Source organism: Bartonella sp. JB63 (assembly GCF_002022665.1).
Classification (GTDB): domain Bacteria; phylum Pseudomonadota; class Alphaproteobacteria; order Rhizobiales; family Rhizobiaceae; genus Bartonella.
Map to the genome: position 1 here is coordinate 1,421,448 of NZ_CP019788.1, position 21,396 is coordinate 1,442,843.

The 21,396-nt window shown below is 34.8% G+C and carries 15 protein-coding genes and 1 pseudogene; 6 read left to right on the top strand and 10 right to left on the bottom strand.

Annotated features, from left to right (window positions below; genetic code table 11):
* The first annotated feature begins 99 nt into the window (after window positions 1-99).
* Complete coding sequence (gene grpE, locus BJB63x_RS06190) at window positions 100-762, top strand: nucleotide exchange factor GrpE (RefSeq protein ID WP_078719441.1); 663 nt, start codon at window positions 100-102, stop codon at window positions 760-762.
* A 524-nt stretch (window positions 763-1,286) separates the two neighbouring features.
* Here the strand turns inward: grpE and BJB63x_RS06195 are convergent.
* The 3 genes and pseudogenes from BJB63x_RS06195 to BJB63x_RS06205 form a co-directional block, all read right to left on the bottom strand.
* The gene (locus tag BJB63x_RS06195) at window positions 1,287-3,059 is read right to left on the bottom strand and encodes a sensor histidine kinase (RefSeq protein WP_078719677.1); all 1,773 of its coding nucleotides are present in this window, start codon (window positions 3,057-3,059) and stop codon (window positions 1,287-1,289) included.
* A gap of 39 nt (window positions 3,060-3,098) precedes the next feature.
* Window positions 3,099-3,822 (bottom strand): annotated as a pseudogene (locus tag BJB63x_RS06200) (response regulator transcription factor).
* A gap of 673 nt (window positions 3,823-4,495) precedes the next feature.
* A complete protein-coding gene (locus tag BJB63x_RS06205; protein WP_078719443.1) occupies window positions 4,496-5,038 on the bottom strand; it encodes a copper chaperone PCu(A)C in 543 nt (180 codons plus the stop codon).
* An 815-nt stretch (window positions 5,039-5,853) separates the two neighbouring features.
* Here BJB63x_RS06205 and dnaK point away from each other — a divergent pair.
* The 4 genes from dnaK (at window position 5,854) to BJB63x_RS06225 (ending at window position 11,128) form a co-directional block, all read left to right on the top strand.
* Entirely contained in the window at window positions 5,854-7,743 is a 1,890-nt protein-coding gene (gene dnaK / locus BJB63x_RS06210; protein WP_078719444.1) for a molecular chaperone DnaK, read from the top strand.
* A gap of 155 nt (window positions 7,744-7,898) precedes the next feature.
* On the top strand, window positions 7,899-9,026 hold the full coding sequence (gene dnaJ / locus BJB63x_RS06215) for a molecular chaperone DnaJ (protein WP_078719678.1): 1,128 nt from the start codon (window positions 7,899-7,901) through the stop codon (window positions 9,024-9,026).
* Between the two features lie 238 nt (window positions 9,027-9,264).
* A complete protein-coding gene (gene argB / locus BJB63x_RS06220; protein WP_078719445.1) occupies window positions 9,265-10,170 on the top strand; it encodes an acetylglutamate kinase in 906 nt (301 codons plus the stop codon).
* A 43-nt stretch (window positions 10,171-10,213) separates the two neighbouring features.
* Window positions 10,214-11,128 carry a DMT family transporter gene (locus tag BJB63x_RS06225; RefSeq protein ID WP_078719589.1) on the top strand — a complete coding sequence of 305 codons (915 nt, stop codon included), beginning with the start codon at window positions 10,214-10,216 and terminating at the stop codon, window positions 11,126-11,128.
* A 165-nt stretch (window positions 11,129-11,293) separates the two neighbouring features.
* Here BJB63x_RS06225 and BJB63x_RS06230 read toward each other — a convergent pair whose 3' ends face one another.
* From BJB63x_RS06230 to BJB63x_RS06260, 6 genes are all read right to left on the bottom strand, one after another.
* The gene (locus tag BJB63x_RS06230; protein WP_078719446.1) at window positions 11,294-12,967 is read right to left on the bottom strand and encodes a BID domain-containing T4SS effector; all 1,674 of its coding nucleotides are present in this window, start codon (window positions 12,965-12,967) and stop codon (window positions 11,294-11,296) included.
* Between the two features lie 260 nt (window positions 12,968-13,227).
* Entirely contained in the window at window positions 13,228-14,223 is a 996-nt protein-coding gene (locus BJB63x_RS06240) for a type IV secretion system protein (protein WP_078718841.1), read from the bottom strand.
* A 5-nt stretch (window positions 14,224-14,228) separates the two neighbouring features.
* The gene (locus tag BJB63x_RS06245) at window positions 14,229-14,663 is read right to left on the bottom strand and encodes a type IV secretion system protein (protein ID WP_194284788.1); all 435 of its coding nucleotides are present in this window, start codon (window positions 14,661-14,663) and stop codon (window positions 14,229-14,231) included.
* Window positions 14,660-17,014, bottom strand: a complete 2,355-nt coding sequence (locus BJB63x_RS06250; protein ID WP_078718839.1) for a VirB4 family type IV secretion/conjugal transfer ATPase — start codon at window positions 17,012-17,014, stop codon at window positions 14,660-14,662. Before BJB63x_RS06250 ends, BJB63x_RS06245 begins: the two co-directional genes overlap by 4 nt.
* Window positions 17,015-17,023: 9 nt before the next feature.
* Window positions 17,024-17,332: a type IV secretion system protein VirB3 gene (locus BJB63x_RS06255; protein WP_078718838.1), complete on the bottom strand. Its 309-nt coding sequence runs from the start codon at window positions 17,330-17,332 to the stop codon at window positions 17,024-17,026.
* On the bottom strand, window positions 17,333-17,647 hold the full coding sequence (locus BJB63x_RS06260) for a TrbC/VirB2 family protein (RefSeq protein WP_078718837.1): 315 nt from the start codon (window positions 17,645-17,647) through the stop codon (window positions 17,333-17,335). It lies immediately after the preceding gene.
* Between the two features lie 836 nt (window positions 17,648-18,483).
* On the opposite strand from BJB63x_RS06260, the gene dapD reads away from it, so the two are divergent.
* Window positions 18,484-19,332, top strand: a complete 849-nt coding sequence (dapD, locus tag BJB63x_RS06265; protein ID WP_078719590.1) for a 2,3,4,5-tetrahydropyridine-2,6-dicarboxylate N-succinyltransferase — start codon at window positions 18,484-18,486, stop codon at window positions 19,330-19,332.
* 60 nt (window positions 19,333-19,392) lie between these two features.
* Here dapD and lepA read toward each other — a convergent pair whose 3' ends face one another.
* Window positions 19,393-21,198: a translation elongation factor 4 gene (lepA, locus tag BJB63x_RS06270; RefSeq protein ID WP_078719448.1), complete on the bottom strand. Its 1,806-nt coding sequence runs from the start codon at window positions 21,196-21,198 to the stop codon at window positions 19,393-19,395.
* Window positions 21,199-21,396 lie beyond the last annotated feature (198 nt).

Genomic DNA, 21,396 nt, shown 5'->3' on the forward strand with positions numbered 1-21,396 from the left:
GTGATCATTGTACTAATGAATAAGTTAAAGAGCTCTTGATTTTTGTTTGAAAAATTTCGATATCAAGAGTATAGAATTTTATGAAGGAATAGAATTTTTATGTCTAATGAAAAAAATAGGTTTGATGATACTTCATTTGAAAATTGCAATTTGAAGGAGTCGGGTGATAGTGACGTACTTAAACAAGCTGCTGATGAGTTTTTAAAGATGCATGAGGAAGAAATTTGTCCAGATGCTGAGGCAGAGGAAATTGAGCCTGCTGATCCTTTAGTTGTTTTGCAAGATGAAAATAAGGAATTGAGAGATCAGATTTTACGTCTCGCAGCAGAAATGGAAAATCTTCGGCGTCGGACAGCGCGTGATGTAGCTGATGCCAAAACATATTCAATTGCCAATTTTGCCCGTGATATGCTTTCTGTTTCTGATGATTTGCATCGCGCATTAGAAGCAATTCCGAAGGATGCAGGTGAGAATGATTCCGGTTTAAAAACATTAGTTGAAGGTGTTGAAATGACCGAGCGTGCAATGATGACAGCTTTAGAGCGTCATGGGGTGAAAAGAATTGATCCAGAGGGGCAAAAATTTGATCCTCATTTTCATCAAGCGATGTTTGAAATTCCCAATGCTGATGTGCCAGAGAATACTGTTCAGCAAGTTGTTCAAGCCGGTTATATTATTGGTGAACGTGTCTTACGTCCTGCAATAGTTGGTGTAACTAAAGGGGGAACAAAGGAAACTTCTGTTGAGTCTGAAAAGGTATAAATATATCGGAAAGGAAATTTTGTCGTGAGTCAGCAGTTTTTCAATCTATGTCTGTATAAAATATTGTGCTAAGTAGTTTAAAAAGCTTTTTTGATTGTGAAAAGAAATTGCTCAAGTGTTTTAGTGCATACTTTTATGCAAAAAGTTCTGCTTGAAATTAAGGACATCAACAATAAATTATTTGGGAAAGTTTTTAGGTGTTAAGTGAATTGAGACCTGCAATTATAAATTTCACTATGAATAGTTTAAATTACTTCAATTATTTTTTGTTTCCAGTTTCATAAATGGCTTTGCGTTTTATTTGATTTGGTACAATCATCTTAAAGAATATGCTTTCTCTAAAATGTTTATAGAGGGGCTATTTAATATTTTATCTAAGACTTCTTTTTTCTTCTTTAAATATATTTATAATGGTAGCAGGAAGATTGGTGAAAATAATTTTCTAGATATTTTATAATTAGTAACTTATTGTACCTAAATGATTATAAAAAGTTAATTACTTTATTTTGCATTTAGAAAAAAAGTTATTTGGCAAGCGGAAGAGTGATGATAAATCGAGCACCAATTTTTTCTTTTTTAGATTTGGGATCAAAAATATTTTCTGCTGTGAGAGTTCCATTGTGAGCTTCAATAATTTGCTGACTAATTGCAAGACCGAGTCCTGAATGTTGTCCAAAAGCATCTTTACTTGGCCGATCAGTATAGAAACGTTCAAAAATACGCTCGATATTCTCTGAACAAATACCAGGACCATTGTCTTCAACAGTTAAAATGAGAGTTGAAGCATTATTTTTCATTGTAATACAAATTTTACCATTTTTACGGGGAACAAAGGAACGTGCATTTTCAATGAGATTTGAAATCACCTGACCTAAACGTAATTCATGTCCTACAATAAGATAGGGTTTACCATTAGTTCGTGGGATAATATTAAAATTAATATCAATATTTTGTTTATTACAATGAACTTCACGAATAGCTTGGATAAGACTTTTCAATAGTGAGTTCATATCAACTATTTTAGCAGTTTCGCGGGCAAGTTCTGCATCTAACCGCGACGCATCAGAAATATCGGTAATTAAACGATCAAGACGATGCACATCATGTTGAATAATTTCAAGCAATTTTGTCTGTTGCTCTTTATTTTTAGTCAGTGGTAGTGTTTCAACAGCACTTCGCAGTGAAGTGAGAGGATTCTTTAATTCATGGCTTACGTCAGCTGCAAAACGTTCGATAGCTTCAATGCGTGTATAAAGAGCATTGGTCATATCGCTAATAGAGGTGGAAAGACGACCAATTTCATCTTCACGTTTTGAAAAATCAGGAATTTTTATTCGCTTACTACGGCCATGACGCACACGATTAGCAGAGGAAGATAATTTACTTAATGGATGAGCAATAGTATGAGCTAAAAATATAGAAAGAACCAAAAACACACTTCCAACAACAGCAAAAATTTTAAAAATGATCAATTTTTCACTTTCTACAATATCATCAATATCTGAACCAGTAGTTGAAAGCAAAAGAGCACCGACTACTGCACGGTAACGTTGAACAGGTACAGCAACCGAAACAATTAATTGACCTTGTCTGTTAAGTCGTTTAGCAGTGGCAGAAGAGCCATTTAATGCTAGATAAACTTCTGGGTGGATGGCTTCATTATCTTTTACTTGTCTCCTATCAACAGTAATACTGTTGCTATAGAATACATTGAAAAAAAAGGATTTTAAGTGTTCCCACAAATTTTGTTTCATTTCAATAGGAGGTAAATTGTAGGTAAAAACTTCACCACTTGAATAAAGAACACGTGAATCAAGAAGCAAAGTCGCATCCCGATCATATATTCGTGCTCTTGTTGTTTTTGGTGTAATAAGACGTCGCAAAAGTGGGGCAACTTGTTCGGGATTAATTGGGAAATCCCAAGTGTCAGTTGATTGAAGTGTTGGTGTAACACTTTCTCCAGCTTGTAATTCCAAAAGTCTTTGAGGGTCAATTAAAATAGAATTCGTGTCTATTGTTGCAGATGCTGCAATAGCTCCAGCAATAATTTTTCCTTGAGTACGCAAACTTTCAATTTTCGCTTCAATCAAACCATTGCGAAATTGATTAAGATACAAAATACTTGTAACTAAAATGCCAAGGGCCGCAAAATTTAAAATAACAATACGACGTGTTAGACTAGAAAAAAATAATTGCCTTAAAAGGCGTTGTATCCGAAAATACAAATGAACAAACATAGAAAATTGTATCGGAGAAGAATTGCTTGATGATTTGTTAAGTAGAGTATTTTTTTTCATCTAGTTCTTCGCCGTTTAAGCTGTTGCGGCAAAATGCTTTTATATTTCATGAAAACGGTAGCCTACACCATAAAGCGTTTCAATCATTGCAAAATTATTATCTACTTGTTTAAATTTCTTACGTAAACGCTTAATGTGACTATCAATAGTGCGATCATCGACATAAATTTGATCGTTATAGACAGCATCCATTAAAGCATCACGACTTTTGACAACTCCTGGCCGTTGTGCTAAAGTTTGCAGAATCAAAAACTCTGTTACAGTTAATATAACAGGTTTATTTTTCCATGTACAGATATGACGTTCTTGATCCATAACGAGATCACCACGTCTGAGAGAAGAGGCCGATGTTGTTCCTGTCGGAAGCGGTTGATTGCGGGCATTGGAACGACGTAAAACAGCCTTTACTCGCTCAATAAGAAGACGTTGAGAAAAAGGTTTGGTAATAAAATCATCAGCTCCCATTTTGAGGCCAAAAAGTTCATCAATTTCATCGTCTTTAGAGGTTAGAAAAATAACTGGAATATCAGATTTTTGACGCAGACGACGCAAAAGTTCCATCCCATCCATTCGTGGCAATTTTAATATCAAAAATAGCTAAATGTGGGGGATGAACTGTTAAATTTTTAAGGGCAGCTGATCCATCTGTATAACTTTCAACCCGATAACCTTCTGTTTCAAGGGCAAAAGATAAGGACGTTAAAATATTACTATCGTCGTCAACCAGTACAATAGTTTGGGTGACGGTTGGAGTATCCTTCATGGTTTCTTAAACCTTTCTCGCTGTAGAAGCAAACTATCCATGCATTATATGGGAGTTCACATTTTTTTTGCAAAACAAATATGGAACAAATTGTAATAAACATTGAACAAGTTGTAACGAAGACAAAAACCTTTTGTTTTTATGGAAAGATTATTTGTCTTTTCGATTTTGTAATGCTTTTTTGCGTATTAGGATCCCTTCTCTTAAATATAAAATTTTTATTAAAGTGTTTTTATCAAATTTCACATTGATTTGCGTCTAAAAAATAAACAGATCAAATTTTGATCGATAAAGTTTATTCAATTTATCTATCTATTTTAAAAGTAAAAATATATAATGATATTAAAAAAATGGGCTTTTATCACAAAAAAGAAAATATAATAGTATTTAAATTTTGTTAAAATAAAGATATGAAATGCTCAGTAAAACAATTATGAAAAAGAAGAAAATGATTGTGAAGATATACTTAATAAATCTCAATTTGAAATAGAAAAAGCAATATCCAGATTCAAAAGGCAAAGGTCATTAATTATTTCCAGGATATTGCTTCAATTTACGGTAACAAGAAAAAATTACAAAATTTTTTACATAAGCATATGCTTCAGAAAAAAGTAAAGTGTTGAAAATCTTTAGCATTTTGTATTGATAAAAATTAAATGATTACAAAAAAAACTTATTTAGAAGGTGATTTTACTCCCATTGCGTTGACAAAAAAGTCGACATCAATTGTTCCTGCTTTTTCAAAGATTAATTTTGCATTGATTTTTTCATTTTGCTGAAATGGCTGCGAAATCCCCATAAACATAATATGATGACCACCAGGTTTAAGTGTAATTTCACCTTTTCCTGGAATTTCAATACCATTCGATATCTTTTTCATTTGCATAATATCAGTAGTTATTGTCATAGAATGAATTTCTGTCTCTTGTGCCCTATTTGTTGAAACAGCAATCAATCGGTCAGGAGTATCGCTATGATTGATAATATAAAGATAACCACTACTCACTTTTGAACCTTTAGGCGTTGTACGAGTCCAAGGATGAATGATTTCTAAGTCACCAAGTCTGTATTGATGGGCATTTATAGTTGAAGGCAAGACTATAAACACAAAAATAAAGACACACAAGATATTCATAATATTATTTTTAAATAAGTATTTTGCAGAGAGAATGTATAGAGACATGAAATCTTTTATTTTTTTGGCAACAAATATCATGGTGAATTGATCCTCTTTTCCGTATTCATTTTATAAATGCTTTATTTTATTGAAAGCAAGAACTTTATTCAAAATAAAGAGAGTGTTGTTTACATTATATTGATTTGATTTATGAGAGAACGAAAAGTATGCACATGTTGGTTAAGCAAATAAAAACTGAGATAATCATAAAAAAAAACCATAAACATAAAAAATTTACTTTAATATGTGTTTGCAAACTTAAAAATATACAGGCATGAAAAGAGCTATTGAGGAATAAACTCACATATAATTTCCTGACAGATATTTTTTGAAAATAGCTTTATAAAGTGGAAGTAAGGCGAAAAAAAATTTATCTAAATATAAGTAAATTAATTTGTAAGGAATATCAAAATGTAATTAGATATGATTATTATACAATATTGTATGATAAGCTTGTATACATAAAAAGTTTACTTGATATTTTCTATAGATGTGAGAGATAAAGTACAAAAGAAAAAGCTAAGAATTCGTTTTATTATTTATAATTTTTTTGTACAATTTATATTTTTATAAGAATTGGAAGAAGGGTGTGTTATTCTATTCGTTTATGCTGTAAAGATGGTCTTGTGGTGAAGATATTAGGGATAAAATTTTTATTTTAATAATGTTTCTCTCGTTATTCTCTTGTAGGGATAAAAAGATGTTCTTATATACCAAGGAACAAGGCTTGTTATGATTTTCAATTTATTGTTTGTTTAATTTAAATTAATGTAAGCTATAGAATGTGATGAGGAGCTGTCCAAGGAAAATGCTTGATTAAAGATTTAGACGGCTTGCTGAGTGGAGATTAAAATATGGCAAAAGTAATTGGTATTGATTTGGGGACGACCAACTCCTGTGTTTCTGTTATGGATGGCACAAATTCAAAGGTCATTGAAAATTCAGAAGGAGCACGGACAACACCTTCGGTTGTCGCTTTTACTGATAGTGGAGAACGGCTTGTTGGACAACCTGCTAAACGACAAGCGGTTACAAATCCTGAAGGAACAGTTTTTGCAGTTAAACGTTTAATTGGGCGTCGTTTTGATGACCCTATGGTTGAAAAAGATAAGAAGCTTGTACCTTATAAAATTGTTAAAGGTGACAATGGTGATGCGTGGGTTGAGGAAGCAGGTAAAAAATATTCCCCATCACAAATTTCAGCAATGATTCTTCAAAAGATGAAAGAAACTGCAGAGTCTTATTTAGGGGAAAAAGTTGAGAAAGCCGTCATTACTGTTCCTGCTTACTTTAATGATGCACAGCGTCAAGCTACCAAAGACGCTGGTAAAATTGCCGGACTTGAGGTTTTACGGATTATCAATGAGCCTACAGCAGCAGCTTTGGCTTATGGTTTAGATAAGAAAGACGGAAAAACGATAGCTGTTTATGATCTTGGGGGTGGTACATTTGATATTTCTGTCCTTGAAATTGGAGATGGTGTTTTTGAAGTTAAATCAACCAACGGAGATACATTCTTAGGTGGTGAAGATTTTGATATGCGCCTAGTTAGTTATTTTGCAGAGGAATTCAAAAAAGAGCAAGGAATTGATCTAAAAAATGATAAATTAGCGTTGCAGCGTTTAAAGGAAGCCGCAGAAAAAGCAAAGATTGAACTTTCTTCTTCACAGCAAACAGAGATCAATTTGCCGTTTATTACAGCTGATCAGTCTGGTCCTAAGCACTTAACGATGAAATTGACACGAGCGAAGTTTGAATCTTTAGTTGAAGATTTAGTACAACGGACTATTGAACCTTGTAAAGCCGCATTAAAAGATGCAGGCCTGAGTGCAGGTGAGATTGATGAAGTTGTTTTGGTGGGTGGTATGACCCGTATGCCTAAGATACAAGAAGTTGTACAAAGCTTCTTCGGTAAGGATCCACATAAAGGTGTTAATCCTGATGAAGTTGTTGCTATGGGTGCAGCTATTCAAGGTGGAGTGTTACAAGGTGACGTAAAAGATGTGTTACTTCTAGATGTGACTCCTTTATCTTTAGGTATTGAAACATTGGGTGGGGTATTTACACGTTTAATTGAACGCAATACTACTATTCCTACTAAAAAGTCGCAAACTTTTTCAACGGCTGATGATAATCAAAATGCTGTAACTATTCGTGTTTTCCAAGGTGAACGTGAAATGGCTAATGATAATAAGTTGTTGGCTCAATTTGATCTTGTTGGTATTCCGCCAGCACCGCGTGGCGTTCCTCAAATTGAGGTTACTTTTGATATTGATGCGAATGGTATTGTAAATGTTTCTGCTAAAGATAAAGGGACTGGTAAAGAACATCAAATTCGTATTCAAGCATCAGGTGGTTTGAGTGATACTGATATTGAAAAAATGGTTCAAGATGCAGAAGCGCATGCTGCTGAGGATAAAAAGCGTCGTGAAAATGTTGAAACTAGAAATAGGGCAGAATCTCTTGTCCATTCAACTGAGAAGTCATTGAATGAATATGGCGATAAGCTTTCAGCTGAAGATAAAGGCCAAATTGAAAAAGCAATAGCTGATTTGAAGACGGCTCTTGAGGGTAGTGATGCTGAAGAAGTAGCAACAAAGATGCAGAAATTAGCAGAGGCTAGTATGAAGCTTGGGCAGGCTATGTATGAAGATTCGTCAGCAAAAGCTAATACTGAGTCAGATACGAAAAATGATGATGTTGTTGATGCTGACTTTGAAGAAGTTAATGATAAGAAGAAATAGTTAAAGCAAATGTGTTTATGAATTATTAAACCCGGCCTGCAAGATATAAGGCTGGGCTTTGTTGTTTAGAGGCAGTTTTTCTGTGTTTTTTTTAAAACTAAATTAAAATAAGTGTTATCTGGAATAGATGGCAGAAAATTTATCGGGAATACATGATGAAGGTTGATTATTATGAAATTCTTGGCGTAACCCGTGGATGCGATGATAAAAAGTTGAAATCTGCTTTTCGTAAGTTAGCGATGCAATATCATCCGGATCGTAATGCGGGGGATAAAGAGGCAGAACGGAAATTTAAGGAAATTGGCGAAGCCTATGAAGTGCTTAAAGATCCTCAAAAACGGGCTGCTTATGACCGGTTTGGTCATGCGGCTTTTGAAAATAATGGTCGCGAAGGATCTAATCCATTTGGTGGTGGATTTGCTGATATTTTTGAAGATTTTTTTGGCGAAATTATGGGGGGTGGGCATCGTAAGCGTAGTGATGGCCGTGAACGTGGAGCTGATTTAAGCTATAATATGGAAGTGACATTGGAAGAGGCATTTGCCGGAAAAACTGCACAAATTAATATTCCAAGTTCCATTATTTGTGATGCTTGTGAGGGATTAGGTACAAAGAAAGGCTCTAAACCAAAAGCTTGTGGGACTTGTCATGGAACTGGACGTGTACGTGCTACACAGGGCTTTTTTTCGATTGAGCGGACATGTCCAGTTTGTCATGGTCGTGGTGAAATCATTACAGATCCGTGTTTAAAATGTCATGGGACAAGAAGAGTTGAAGAAAATCGTTCATTGCGCGTCAATATTCCAGCAGGTATTGAAGATGGTACGCGTATTCGTCTTTCTGGTGAGGGAGATGCAGGGATTAGTGGTGGTCCTGCAGGTGATCTTTATATTTTTCTTTCCATTAAAGCACATGAATTTTTTCAAAGAGATGGTGCCGATCTTCATTGTCGTGTGCCTATTTCAATGGTTACAGCTGCTTTAGGGGGTGAATTTGAGGTCTCTGCCCTTGATGGGATTAAGGCACGGGTTAAAGTTCCTGAAGGTACACAAAATGGACGCCAATTTCGCCTAAAAGGTAAAGGAATGCCCATGTTGCGTCAACAAGCTAAGGGTGATCTTTATATCCACATCACTATTGAAACACCACAAAAATTGACTCAAGAACAACGCACATTATTACAAGAATTTGATAAACTTTCAAATCATGAAAATTCACCACAATCACATGGTTTTTTTGCACGTATGAAGGAGTTTTTTGATAATATTGCTGGTCAAGATTAATAAATAAGTGTAGGGGAAACTTAAAGACTAACATAATAATCTTTACTAATTCAGAGTTTATTAATTGTATATTTTAATATTTAATTATTTGAAACAAGTTACTCTTATTTTGCTTTTATTTTTGTTTGGGGCAGCTCTAATAATGAGATGGTATTTTAATGGATTGAGTCGTTAAAACTTGTTTTCACTTTTCTTAAATTCCATTAAGAAGAGGTAAAGATGATGCGGAGACTCTTTAATGGATAATATCGAGAACAATGATGAAAAGTCTTTTGAAAAACAGGCAGCGTTTTTGTCATCTGCTTTACCTTATATGCAAAAGTATGAAAATGAAACAATTGTTGTGAAGTACGGTGGGCATGCTATGGGTGATCCTGCTTTAGGACGGGCATTTGCTCGTGATATTGCTTTATTAAAGCAGTCCGGTATTAATCCTATTGTTGTTCATGGTGGAGGTCCTCAAATTGCTGAAATCTTGACTAAAATGGGGGTTGAATCACGATTTGAAGATGGTTTACGTGTAACCGATGAAAAAATCGTTGAAGTTGTTGAAATGGTTTTAGCAGGCTCAATAAATAAGAAAATTGTAGCTCTTATCAATGCTGAAGGTGAATGGGCAATTGGACTTTGTGGCAAAGATGGTAATATGGTTTTTGCTGAAAAGTCTTATAAGACCGTTATTGATCCTGATTCACATATTGAACGTGTTGTAGATTTGGGATTTGTTGGTGAACCTATCGAGATTGATCGAACGTTGCTTGATCTTTTGGCGTGTTCTGAAATGATCCCAGTCATTGCTCCTGTTGCTCCAGGACGCGATGGTAAAACCTATAATATTAATGCTGATATTTTTGCTGGAGCTCTTGCTGGCGCTGTAAAAGCAAAACGTCTTTTATTTTTAACTGATGTTTCTGGTGTTTTGGATAGAGAAAAGAAACTCTTAAAGGAATTGACTATTCCTAAGGCTAAAAAATTTATCAAAGATGGAACAATTTCAGGTGGTATGATTCCAAAAGTAGAAACTTGTATTAAAGCTATTCAAGAGGGTGTAGAAGGTGTTGTTATTTTGAATGGAAAAACTCCCCATTCTATTTTGCTTGAACTCTTTACTGAGCATGGGGCGGGAACGCTCATTGTTTCGTAAGAGAGATGAAATTAATTTGAAGGATGGGGCTTTTATAGCTAGAATGAAACAGTTGAGATATTCCTTATTTAGTAAGCAAGAATTGGCGTTGTTTTTTGCGACAGTGCTATGGGGTATTACGTTTTTAATTATTCATATTGCTGTACGTTATAGTGGGCCTCTTTTTTTTGTAGGATTTCGTTTTATTGTTGCAGCACTCATATCTACGGTGGTTTTTTGGCGATCTATGAAAGATATAAATGTTTATGAAGTTTTTGCTGGAATGGCTATAGGTTTTGGAATATTTCTTGGCTACACTTTTCAAACTGCAGGGCTTCAGACTATTATTAGTAGTCAGTCAGCTTTTATTACGGCAATATATGTTCCGATAGTTCCAGTTTTACAATGGATTTTTTTTAAAAAACTACCCCATTTATATAGTTGGATTGGTATTATTTTCGCTTTTATTGGACTCATATTGGTTTCTGGACAAGATCTCAAAGGTATTCGTTTTTCAAAAGGTGAAATTCTTACTTTGCTGGGAGCTTTAGCGATTGCTGGAGAAATTATGCTGATTGGGTTTTTTGCAAATAAAGTTGATAGCCGACGTATAACAATTATACAGTTATTTTTTGGTAGCTTTTTTGCATTTTGTTGTATGCCTTTAATGGGTGAGAGCATTCCTGAATTTTCATGGGTTTGGTTTAATATAGGTGTGGGATTGGCACTGATGAGTGCGGTGATCCAATTGACTATGAATTGGGCACAGAAATCTGTTTCGCCCACTCGGGCAACACTTATTTATGCTGGTGAGCCTGTGTGGGCTGGTATTGTTGGACGTTTGGCTGGAGAATATTTATCTCCCTCAACTTTGTTGGGTGGTTTGTTTATTATGATAGGAATTGTAGTCGCTGAATTAAAACCTTCACAAGGGCGTAAAAAAAATAAAACAACTGGAAAAATAATTAGTTTGCTTTGATAATATTTAAATCTTGATATGGTTATTTTGTAAAAGAAATCATTATGTTGATGTTCTATAAAGTCTATACATTTCAGTATAGTGTTAAAATCTGCTATAGGTGAGATATTTTCGAAATAACTCTCACCTACAGATGTTCAAATGAAAGGCAAAATTTTTACATTTTTATCCTGATACAATGGAGTTTTTTGCAATATCAACTGTTAGTTTTTGCATTTGTTGGTATACTTTTTTAGCTTCTTGAGTAATTTTAATGATTATTTCTGCTTTAGTTTCTGATATACCAACACTTTTAGCAAAGTTTTTATCATTTTCCTTGACCATTTTGCGCTCGTTTGGTGAGAGACGAGCATTAAGTGCATTTATAAGCTCAGTGAGCTCTTTGGCAATCGAAGCAGAAAATTTTCCCTCTAATAAAACTTCTTTCCGCTTTTCTTCTGGTAAGTTAAGAATGTTTTTCAATTCTTCGCTGGGTGGTTTTACCATTTTTTGACAGCGTTTTTGTTCTAATTGGTGCTGTTGAAGTATTGTTGTTTCAGCATTTTTTACAGAAGACATATAATTTTCAACTGAGTTAGCAAGTTTGATAACATTATCTTCAGCTTTTTTACGCATCGAGTTTTTTACACCCAATATTTTTATACCTGCAAGCTTAGAAATAGATTGAGGAGACAACATAATTTGTCTAGAAAGTTGTTCACCTGCCTTTGGATTTGTATTAATCAAACTTATTTGATTACTTAATGCTTTTGAGCTACCATAAACAAGTTTTGATAAATATGTAATTTGTGTTAGGTTTTGTTGGATAAGGGCATCTTTTTGAATATTTTCAGTTATTGCACTCTTTGTTAAAGGGGGTATTTTTTCTTTTGGAATGAGAGTGTCTTCAACATTTTTTTTTATTGGAACTGTAAGGATACAGTCATCACCAATTTTTAATACTTTTAGTTGTTCTGGTGTACAATTATCTTTACTAAAGATGGAGTAGATATTATCACCTGTTTTGAGTATAATACTATCTGGACTATCACCTTTATAGGTTCCGGTATAGGTGAAACCTTTATCTGCTGCTACAATAATACAATCATTAATATTTTTGTGATCAATATTTTTTATGTTTTTCATGCATTCCTTCAAAACAGCTGTTTTTTCAGGGTTGGAGATATCATCAAAAAGCTTTTTCATAGGTTCTAAATTACTATCTTGTGCTGCTGCAATACTGGCGTAAGACATGCGTTCTTTTGTTACAACTGAAAAATCAAGATAATAATTTGCAACTTGAGCAAGTTTTTCACAAAATAGACGTTGTGTACGTCCATTACCTTCTCTAAAAGGATGCGTATAGTTAAGGAGAGAAAATATTTCCGCCATATTATGAATAAATTCTTTACGCGATAAGCTTTGTAAATTATTGTTTTTGATAATTATTCTATCAATATTTTTTAAACCATCTTGCACTTTATTGCCGATTGCAAAAACGATTGGTTGATCTGTTTTCCAATTTGATCTCATCATTTCTGGCATAATACCAACTGTACCATCCTCAAATGAAAAAGGAATTTCGCGAGTATGTCCGGCCCATTCAAACGTTTTTTTAAATAATTCTTTATGAAGATATTTTAAATAGGAAGAATCAAATTTTTCGGGTGGTTTTTCTTGACGCAAGTTGATAGCTGCTTTTGCTGTATCATGTGCACATTTATTAATAAAGTCTTTATGGTTTGTTATTCCATATTTATTCTTCAGTGTAAGACTATTGGGATAGTTATAACTATTAGGTGAAGGTAGGTTAGATGCTGATTCTGTTACTACTACTTCATTTGATAGTATTTTTTCCATAATTATTTCCTTATAGTGAAATTTTTTTCATGAAATGTTTAATTAATTTCTTTTTCTACGGCTGGTGGAATGACGATTTGAACTCACAAACATCTTGAAAGATAAATTGTTGTTTTGCAGTGCACGATTTTACAAAATTATGGAGCAAAGCATGAAAATTGGCCTTTTGAGAAAGCAGAGCAGATTTTTCATGCACTTTACATATGGCTAACGCCTTTTGTTTAAAGGCATTAACCATGATTTTGTTGAAAAATTTGACATTAAAATCGGCCACGCGCACCCCCTCCACGCATCATTTGTGCAGCATGTGCAGCATGCGCAGCACTAGCGCTTCGAGAAACTCCTGAAGCCGTATTTCTTGCTATGCCTCCACCGAGGTTAAAGCCACTTCTGAAGGCGTTAGAAGCCATCGACAACATTTGTACTCCTGCAGATACTCCGGCATGATAATATGGTCCTCCACTAGAGAGTGCAGAAGCAATGGTGGGAAGTCCTTGAAAGAGAAAACTTCCTACTATTGAGACTACCAGGACAGGGGGAAGTAAGAAATAGATTGAATCATATTGGCTGTCGAAAACATACAAAGTAATTTTGCACATCATTGTTCCCAGAAACATCACAAGAACTTGTAAAACTGTAAAGTTAACTAATGTTGTAATCCATGCATCGGCGTATCTTCTGGTTACATTGAACAAATATAAACTAATGAAAACAGGTCCGAGACTTATGACCATGACCAATGTGACTCTGGCAAACATTTGGATAATAAAACCAATTGTACAAAAAATAATAATTGCCAAAAACATTAAAGCACCAATCAGTCCAACTACAATCTTTTCAAAAAAATACGCTCTAGCTACAAATTCTTGATAACGAGTATTGGCCACTAACAAAATATAATCGAAGACATTGGAATCAACGGGATTACTATTGAACGCATTTCCGATAGCATTTGCTAAATTACCAAAGAATATGTCTTTAACGTAAATATTAAATGTATCTGCATTTGTTGCCATTGTTGTCACGATAACGATTTTGACGACATTATTAATAAGGCTATGCATTGAAAGGGCAGCGCGGCCAGTCATAACATTGTAGCCATATAAAAAGATAAAAATGATAGCTGCCAGGTTTAATGGTGTTGCAATAGCAGAAGACAAGCTACTAACTGTTGAATCCACCACACCATTGAGCGGCACTAAAATATATGAAGAAACACTTTCGAATGGAGTAAATTTAAAATCTGGCTTTGGCATTATTTTTATCTGATTTTGATATTATTTTTAGCTTTCTCCAACTCTTCTTTTAGTGTGTTGTGAACAATTTCATGTTTTTTTTCTTGTTCCTCTTCACGTTTTTTTTCTTTTGATTGAGAATTTTCTGATTTAATAATAGAAAGAGCCTGAAGTTTTAGAATGTCTACTTGAAGCTTAGCTTGAAGAATAGCCAGCTTGGATTCAAGATCTTTTCTTTTTTTTTCATCAGTTTCTGATAAAATTTTCTGACTGATTTCCTGAATCTCTTTTTCATTTTTAGTAGCTGAAGCATAAATAGATTCAGCTATTTTTAATTTTGTCTCTTCTGATGTTGTATCTTCTATGACACTTTTATAATATCGCTCACTATCTTCTGTAGCTCCCGATACTCCATGAGAGATGAAACTTGAAGATAAAAGCATAATTATAAATTTTTTCATTGAACTTGTCTCCTTTGATGAAATATAGGCAACCATATATCGGGGTTTGTTCCATACTCATCTATAATTTGATTCATGAGTTCAATATTTCTGGTTGTCCCGCTTAAGACAGCAATTTCATTGTCCATTCCACGTAAGTTCAGTTCTGCAACAATGGAGTTCTGTCCTTGTTTAATGAGAAAACGCCGAGATTCTCTACTTAATTCTGATTGGATTAGCTCAAATTCACGTTCAGTCAGTTTAAAATTTTCAACATAGTCGTTATAATTAGCTTTTTGATTTGGAAAAAATATTTGCGTGGGGCATTGTTCAATAATTGTGTGGGCAATGGTTGAATTCAAAGCATCTCTAGGGCTTTGTGTTGCAAAGAGCATCATGCCATTTTGTTTACGAATTGTTTTCAGACGATCTTGAGTAAAAGCTTTAAATGAATCATCCTCAAGCGCTTTCCAGAATTCATCGATAACAATAATGATACGTCGACCATCAATAAGATCGAGAATGCGGTTAAACAGATACATCATCAGAGGCCGACGAATTTCTTCATTATCTAGGAAATCCGTCATATCATAACCTATGAATTGGGCATCTAAATTGAGATCATCTTGGTCATTATCAAAGACCCACCCTAAAGGATTACCTTTAGTCCAACGTTTTAAACGCATGGCAATACCTTCTGTGGATGTATTATCAAAAAACAGTTGAAGTGCACCGAGAGAGCGTTGTGCTAGGGGAAGGCTTTCTAAGGAATTAATTGCTCTAGCAATATCTTGCCTTTCTTGTTCTGTTACTGTTTGGCCTTCGGAGGTGACCAGTTTTAAGACCCAGTGCTGAAGGAAGAGTTTATTCTTTTCGGTGTATTCCATACCTTTTAATGGCGCAATATTAGTAGGTTTGCCGTTTTTCAAAGGCTTATATTTTCCACCTCCAGCGCGGACAAAGATTTCTGCTCCCTGATCTTTATCGAAAAAGACTATTGTTGGGTTATATTTTTGCGATTGTGCAAGAAGAAAATTAACAATGACTGTTTTTCCAGAACCTGATGGACCACAAACAAAGGTATTTCCAACATCACCATAATGAAAATTAAAATAGTAAGGCGAACTCGCTTGTGTTTGCAGTAAGGCAACTGCAGAGCCCCAAATATTACCTTTCAATTTGCCAATCGGGAAGGAATGAAAGGGCGATAAGGCTGCAAAATTTCTGCTGCTAATGGCTCCAGAGCGTGCTCGATAGCTAAAGTTTCCAGGAAGTTGTGCCCACCATGCTGCCTCTAATCCTAGATCTTCTCTGGCTATAACTGCTCCACCATTCGTCAGGTACGAACGGGCTTTGGAGAGGTATTCTGCCAATTCTTGTGGACGATCAGAAAAAACTGCTAAAGAGAGATGATGTTCTCCCAAAACAAAACGATTAGACTCTAAATCATCAAGTGCATCATCAAGTGCACTAATTTGCGAGCTGGCTCGATCAGCCACATTGATCATTTGATTTTGTTTACGGCTCATAATAGCACTTGCAACTGCTTTACTTTTAAAAACAAAGGATTGCGTTAAGATCAATTCAAAGGGTGCTGTCAACAAACCATCTGTCATACCTGGACGTGTTTTAGAGGGATATTCCTTCCATCCAAACATACCTACAAAGCGTTCATTGCTTTCATGACGAATTTCAATAATTTCTTTTCCAAAAAGAACACGATCTGAATAAATCGTTGAGGCTATAGTGCCAAATGTAAGAGGGATGCGTTCACGCCTTCCTCCAACCAACTGATGAAGAAATTCGCTTTGCTCAGAAAATAAAATGCCATCATGCTCGTAGGTTGACAAAAGTCGTGCTTCATAGCTCTCAAGACCTTGTATAAGATCTTGGCCTAACTCTTCAAGTTTCCGAATAGATTCAGAATCTGGTTCCGTTTGTGTCTTCTTGGCTCGTGTTAAGCGATGAAAAAAAGTAGCTAGCTGTTCAGTTTTATCTGCTGAAGGATTCCAGAGTACCGAAAGATACAGATCATTCCGATAAAGATCTTTCAAAACCATCTTCTGTTTGTAGTGTTTATCTAAGGTTGTTGCAAAAGACGAAGAAAATTGGCTCTCTGGATAAATCGTTTCCCGTCGGCGGATAATATGAGAATATAAAGCAACACGTTCATCTGCAATATTTTTCAACAGCGTGTTTAATTGGATGTGTAACGAATTTAATTGGCTAATATCTGCAGTATCAAAGTTGATGCCTTCAATGGCAATCACCATCATTAAGCAGCGGGAATTCAACGCAATTACATGTTGATTGACATGACGAACATAGGGAATATATTCCTCCGGCAAAGATTCCATCTTCATCACTGACATCTGTCTCACTTAATTTAATTCCTTATAAGTTCGGATAAGGCGTAAAGGAGATGTAGACCCTCCACCCCATCTTGTCAGGTTCTTTTGTTTACCTCGAGTATTGAGCCAAGCAAATAAAACACGAAATTGGTTATGATCGCGTTTTATGATTTCACGTAAGATAAAGTGCAAACCAACGCCAAAACCAATCATTGAGAAACTGCTTGTAATGATAAAAAGTGTAGATATTGTCATGACATTCAATGCCATAGCTTCCACCGTAACTCCAGCAAACATAGCTGGTCTTGTGCAGGCAAGAAAAAGGGTATCTTCATTCATTTATGATGTCGTTCCTTTTAATAAAGTAACAAAGGCAGAAGCACCAAAAACAATGCCAATACCAAGAACACAGTATGCTGCTTTGCGTAAATCAATAACACCATACATCCAGCCAATACCCACAATAGCAACACATATAGTTGCAATGAGCTTCGCTGTATTACCTGTTATCATACCAACAATAGCTTGCAAAACAGTATCAAGCGTCCCCAGACCACTAACAGCAGTATCAGCATAAGCTGGATTTAACATAACAAGCATTGTAAAAAATAGCGTAGTGATAATAAAACAGATCTTAGATACATCGTTTGTCATTTAACCTCTCTTCAAAAAGAATATTGATTATATATTGACATCCTATTTATTGCCTCTAAAGTCAGGGATTTTTGCCATCTTATATTTACAGCTTAATCCTTTGGGATTGTTTTCGTTCTGTTAAAAATTTTTAACATTGAACTTTATTCGCTCTCAAAATTTTCTACCTAAGGAGATTTTTAATTTTTTCATTTAATATAGATAATTCTAATTGTGTCATTATCAAGAACGTAAAAATAATGTTTTTCTTTGTAAAATGTATTTAATATATAACAGGTATTATTGAAATTCTCTCTTCAAAAGCGAAGAAATGATGTAGAAAATTTTATACCCTGTAGAAACAATAGGGTTTTTGATAAAGACGATTTAAATTGGTTATTTTTGTCTAAGTCGTGTGTTTTTTATTGTAAATATAGATCGCAAGGAAGATGAAATTGCTTTAAGTATTTTCCGGTTAAATATCCGCAAAATATTTTTAAGAGGGCTAGGATATAATTGATGCCAATTTGGAGAAAATTACATACAAATCATTTAAATTATAAGCATTTACTCATGTGATAAAACAGTATGAAAATTATACGAATATCAAGGAACTAAGCTTACCTATTTTAATTACTCCAGACTGAAGTAACAAAAAACTCAAAATATTTAGACATAGAAAAATAATATATGAGCATAAACGTGAAAATTTCTTAGTGTTTTTCTATTTTCTATAATTTTCTTCTATAGCTATGTCGTACTCTTTTTTAGCAGTTTTATTGACTGCGCATATTTCTTCACGTAAATCATCAGTAATAAATCTTGGTGCTTTTGATTTTTTTAATGGATTTTTGATAATGACTAACCTCATACAACTTGAAGAAATTATTGAAAAAGCTTTTGATAATCGAGATTCTATCAATTCTGCTACAAAGGGTGAAATTCGCGAGAGTGTTGAGCACATATTAAATCTTCTGGATAAAGGTGAGATTCGTGTAGCTCAACGTCAGGATGATGGTCAATGGTATGTTCATCAATGGTTAAAAAAAGCTGTTCTTTTATCCTTTCGACTTTATTCTATGCGTATTATTTCTGGTGGTGCAAATGAATCACATTGGTGGGATAAAATGCCATCAAAATTTTCTTGTTGGCGAGAAGTTGATTTTAAAAGAGCAAATTTTCGTTCAGTTCCGGGAGCAATTGTACGCCATTCTGCTTATATTGCTCCTCATGTGATATTAATGCCTTCTTTTGTTAATATTGGTGCCTATGTGGGTGAAGGGACGATGATTGATACATGGGCTTCTGTTGGTTCATGTGCGCAAATTGGTCGATATGTTCATCTGTCTGGTGGTGTAGGTATCGGAGGCGTTTTAGAACCACTGCAAGCAGGTCCGACAATTATTGAAGATCATTGTTTTATTGGTGCACGCTCTGAAATTGTTGAGGGTTGTATTATCCGTGAAGGTGCTGTTTTAGGCATGGGAGTTTTTATTGGAAAGTCGACTAAAATTATTGATCGTACAACAGGTGAAGTTTTTATCGGTGAAGTACCTGCTTACTCAGTTGTTGTTCCAGGTTCATGCTGTGGAAAACAATTACCAAATGGTGAAATGGGTCCCAATCTCTACTGTGCCGTTATCATTAAACGCGTTAATCAAAAAACACGAGAGAAAACATCAATTAATGATTTGTTGCGTGATTAAAGAGTATTTTCTAAAAATTATTAATTGATAATTAAATCAACAACAAAGAATAAAATAGAGTTACTTACTCATTTTAAGTGCTTGAATAAAGGCTAATTGGGGAATTTCTACTTTTCCAAATTGACGCATCCGTTTTTTACCTGCCTTTTGCTTTTCCAGTAGCTTACGTTTACGGGTAATATCACCACCATAACACTTAGCTGTTACATCTTTTCGTAAAGCACGAATTGTTTCACGAGCAATAATTTTACCACCAATTGCTGCTTGAATTGGGATCTGAAACATATGTTGAGGAATAAGATCTTTAAGTTTTTCACACATAGAACGCCCACGCTTTTCAGCTATGCTACGGTGCACAAGCATTGATAATGCGTCAATAGACTCTCCATTAACCAAAATGGACATTTTGACCAAATCGCTTTCAGAATAATCGGTTACTTGATAATCAAAAGAAGCATATCCTTTTGAGATGGATTTCAAACGGTCATAAAAATCAAAAATCACCTCGTTCAAAGGTAATTCGTATGTTACCATAGTTCGGGTACCAACATAGGATAAACCAATTTGTAATCCACGCCGTTCTTGACAAAGTTCTAAAATAGCTCCGAGATAATTGTCAGGTGTCATAATTGTTGCCCGAATCCATGGTTCTTCAATAGAAATAATTTTAACAATATCAGGCATATCCGCTGGATTATGTAATTCCTTAACAGAACCATCATTCATATTCATGCGATAAATAACAGAAGGTGCGGTTGCAATTAAATCTAAATTAAATTCGCGTTCTAGACGTTCTTGAATAATTTCAAGATGAAGGAGTCCTAAAAAGCCACAACGAAAACCAAAACCTAAAGCGGCTGATGTTTCCATCTCAAAAGAAAAACTTGCATCATTTAAACGTAATTTACCTATAGCTGCGCGCAAATTTTCAAAATCGGCTGCATCAACTGGAAAAATACCACAAAAAACAACTGGTTGAGCAGGTTTAAAACCAGGTAAGGCTTTTTCACAAGGCCGGCGATCTTCAGTAATAGTATCCCCTACTCGTGTATCAGCGACTTCTTTAATAGAAGCAGTTATAAAGCCAATTTCCCCTGGGCCTAATTTATCAACTGGAACCATTTTGGGAGTGAACACTCCAACTCGTTCAACTGGATATTTGGCTCCTGTACCCATCATGCGAATAGTTTGACCTTTTTTCAAAACACCATCAATGACACGCACCAGAACGATAACACCAAGATAAGAATCGTACCAACTATCAACCAGCATTACCTTTAAAGGGTCTATAACGTTGCCAGTATGTGGAGGTGGTAATTGCGTAATAATTTCTTCTAAAACGTCAGTAATACCCAAGCCTGTTTTCGCTGATATTTCCACTGCTCTAGATGTATCAATACCGATCACATCTTCAATTTGCTCTTTCACACGCTCAGGCTCTGCAGCTGGAAGATCAACTTTATTAAGCACTACAACCAATTCATGAGAATTATCAATGGCTTGGTAAACATTTGCTAATGTTTGTGCTTCTACTCCTTGACTAGCGTCTACCACTAAGAGTGATCCTTCACAAGCTGCCAATGAACGCGATACCTCGTAAGCAAAATCAACATGGCCAGGTGTATCGATAAGATTTAAGATATAAGTTTCACCATTTTTTGCTTTATAACGTAGACGTACCGTTTGGGCTTTAATAGTGATTCCACGTTCGCGCTCAATATCCATAGAATCAAGCACTTGGTCTTTCATTTCTCGTGTTTCAAGACCACCTGTTGTTTGGATTAAACGATCGGCTAAAGTCGACTTTCCATGGTCAATATGAGCTACAATGGAGAAATTACGAATATAATTACGATCTATTGTCATACAATGCGATTTAGCAAAGAATAATACAAAACGCAAAGACCAATACAGATTTTGATAAATAAAAAATGCTACTAGAAAAAATTTTAGTTTTAAAAATTGTAAATTCTCTATTAACTAAAAATAACGCTACAAAATTCTTTAAAATGTTTAAATATTCTGAGCATATTAAAGCTAAAGCAATTTTACAAACAATTTCAA

Coding starts and splice junctions, on each gene's coding strand:
- BJB63x_RS06260 (WP_078718837.1), bottom strand. CDS start 17,647: ATGACAAACGATGTATCTAAGATCTGTTTTATTATCACTACGCTATTT.
- argB (WP_078719445.1), top strand. CDS start 9,265: ATGGATAATATCGAGAACAATGATGAAAAGTCTTTTGAAAAACAGGCA.
- BJB63x_RS06255 (WP_078718838.1), bottom strand. CDS start 17,332: ATGAATGAAGATACCCTTTTTCTTGCCTGCACAAGACCAGCTATGTTT.
- BJB63x_RS06250 (WP_078718839.1), bottom strand. CDS start 17,014: ATGTCAGTGATGAAGATGGAATCTTTGCCGGAGGAATATATTCCCTAT.
- BJB63x_RS06245 (WP_194284788.1), bottom strand. CDS start 14,663: ATGAAAAAATTTATAATTATGCTTTTATCTTCAAGTTTCATCTCTCAT.
- BJB63x_RS06240 (WP_078718841.1), bottom strand. CDS start 14,223: ATGCCAAAGCCAGATTTTAAATTTACTCCATTCGAAAGTGTTTCTTCA.
- grpE (WP_078719441.1), top strand. CDS start 100: ATGTCTAATGAAAAAAATAGGTTTGATGATACTTCATTTGAAAATTGC.
- dnaK (WP_078719444.1), top strand. CDS start 5,854: ATGGCAAAAGTAATTGGTATTGATTTGGGGACGACCAACTCCTGTGTT.
- BJB63x_RS06205 (WP_078719443.1), bottom strand. CDS start 5,038: ATGATATTTGTTGCCAAAAAAATAAAAGATTTCATGTCTCTATACATT.
- lepA (WP_078719448.1), bottom strand. CDS start 21,198: ATGACAATAGATCGTAATTATATTCGTAATTTCTCCATTGTAGCTCAT.
- BJB63x_RS06230 (WP_078719446.1), bottom strand. CDS start 12,967: ATGGAAAAAATACTATCAAATGAAGTAGTAGTAACAGAATCAGCATCT.
- BJB63x_RS06225 (WP_078719589.1), top strand. CDS start 10,214: ATGAAACAGTTGAGATATTCCTTATTTAGTAAGCAAGAATTGGCGTTG.
- dapD (WP_078719590.1), top strand. CDS start 18,484: ATGACTAACCTCATACAACTTGAAGAAATTATTGAAAAAGCTTTTGAT.
- BJB63x_RS06195 (WP_078719677.1), bottom strand. CDS start 3,059: ATGAAAAAAAATACTCTACTTAACAAATCATCAAGCAATTCTTCTCCG.
- dnaJ (WP_078719678.1), top strand. CDS start 7,899: ATGAAGGTTGATTATTATGAAATTCTTGGCGTAACCCGTGGATGCGAT.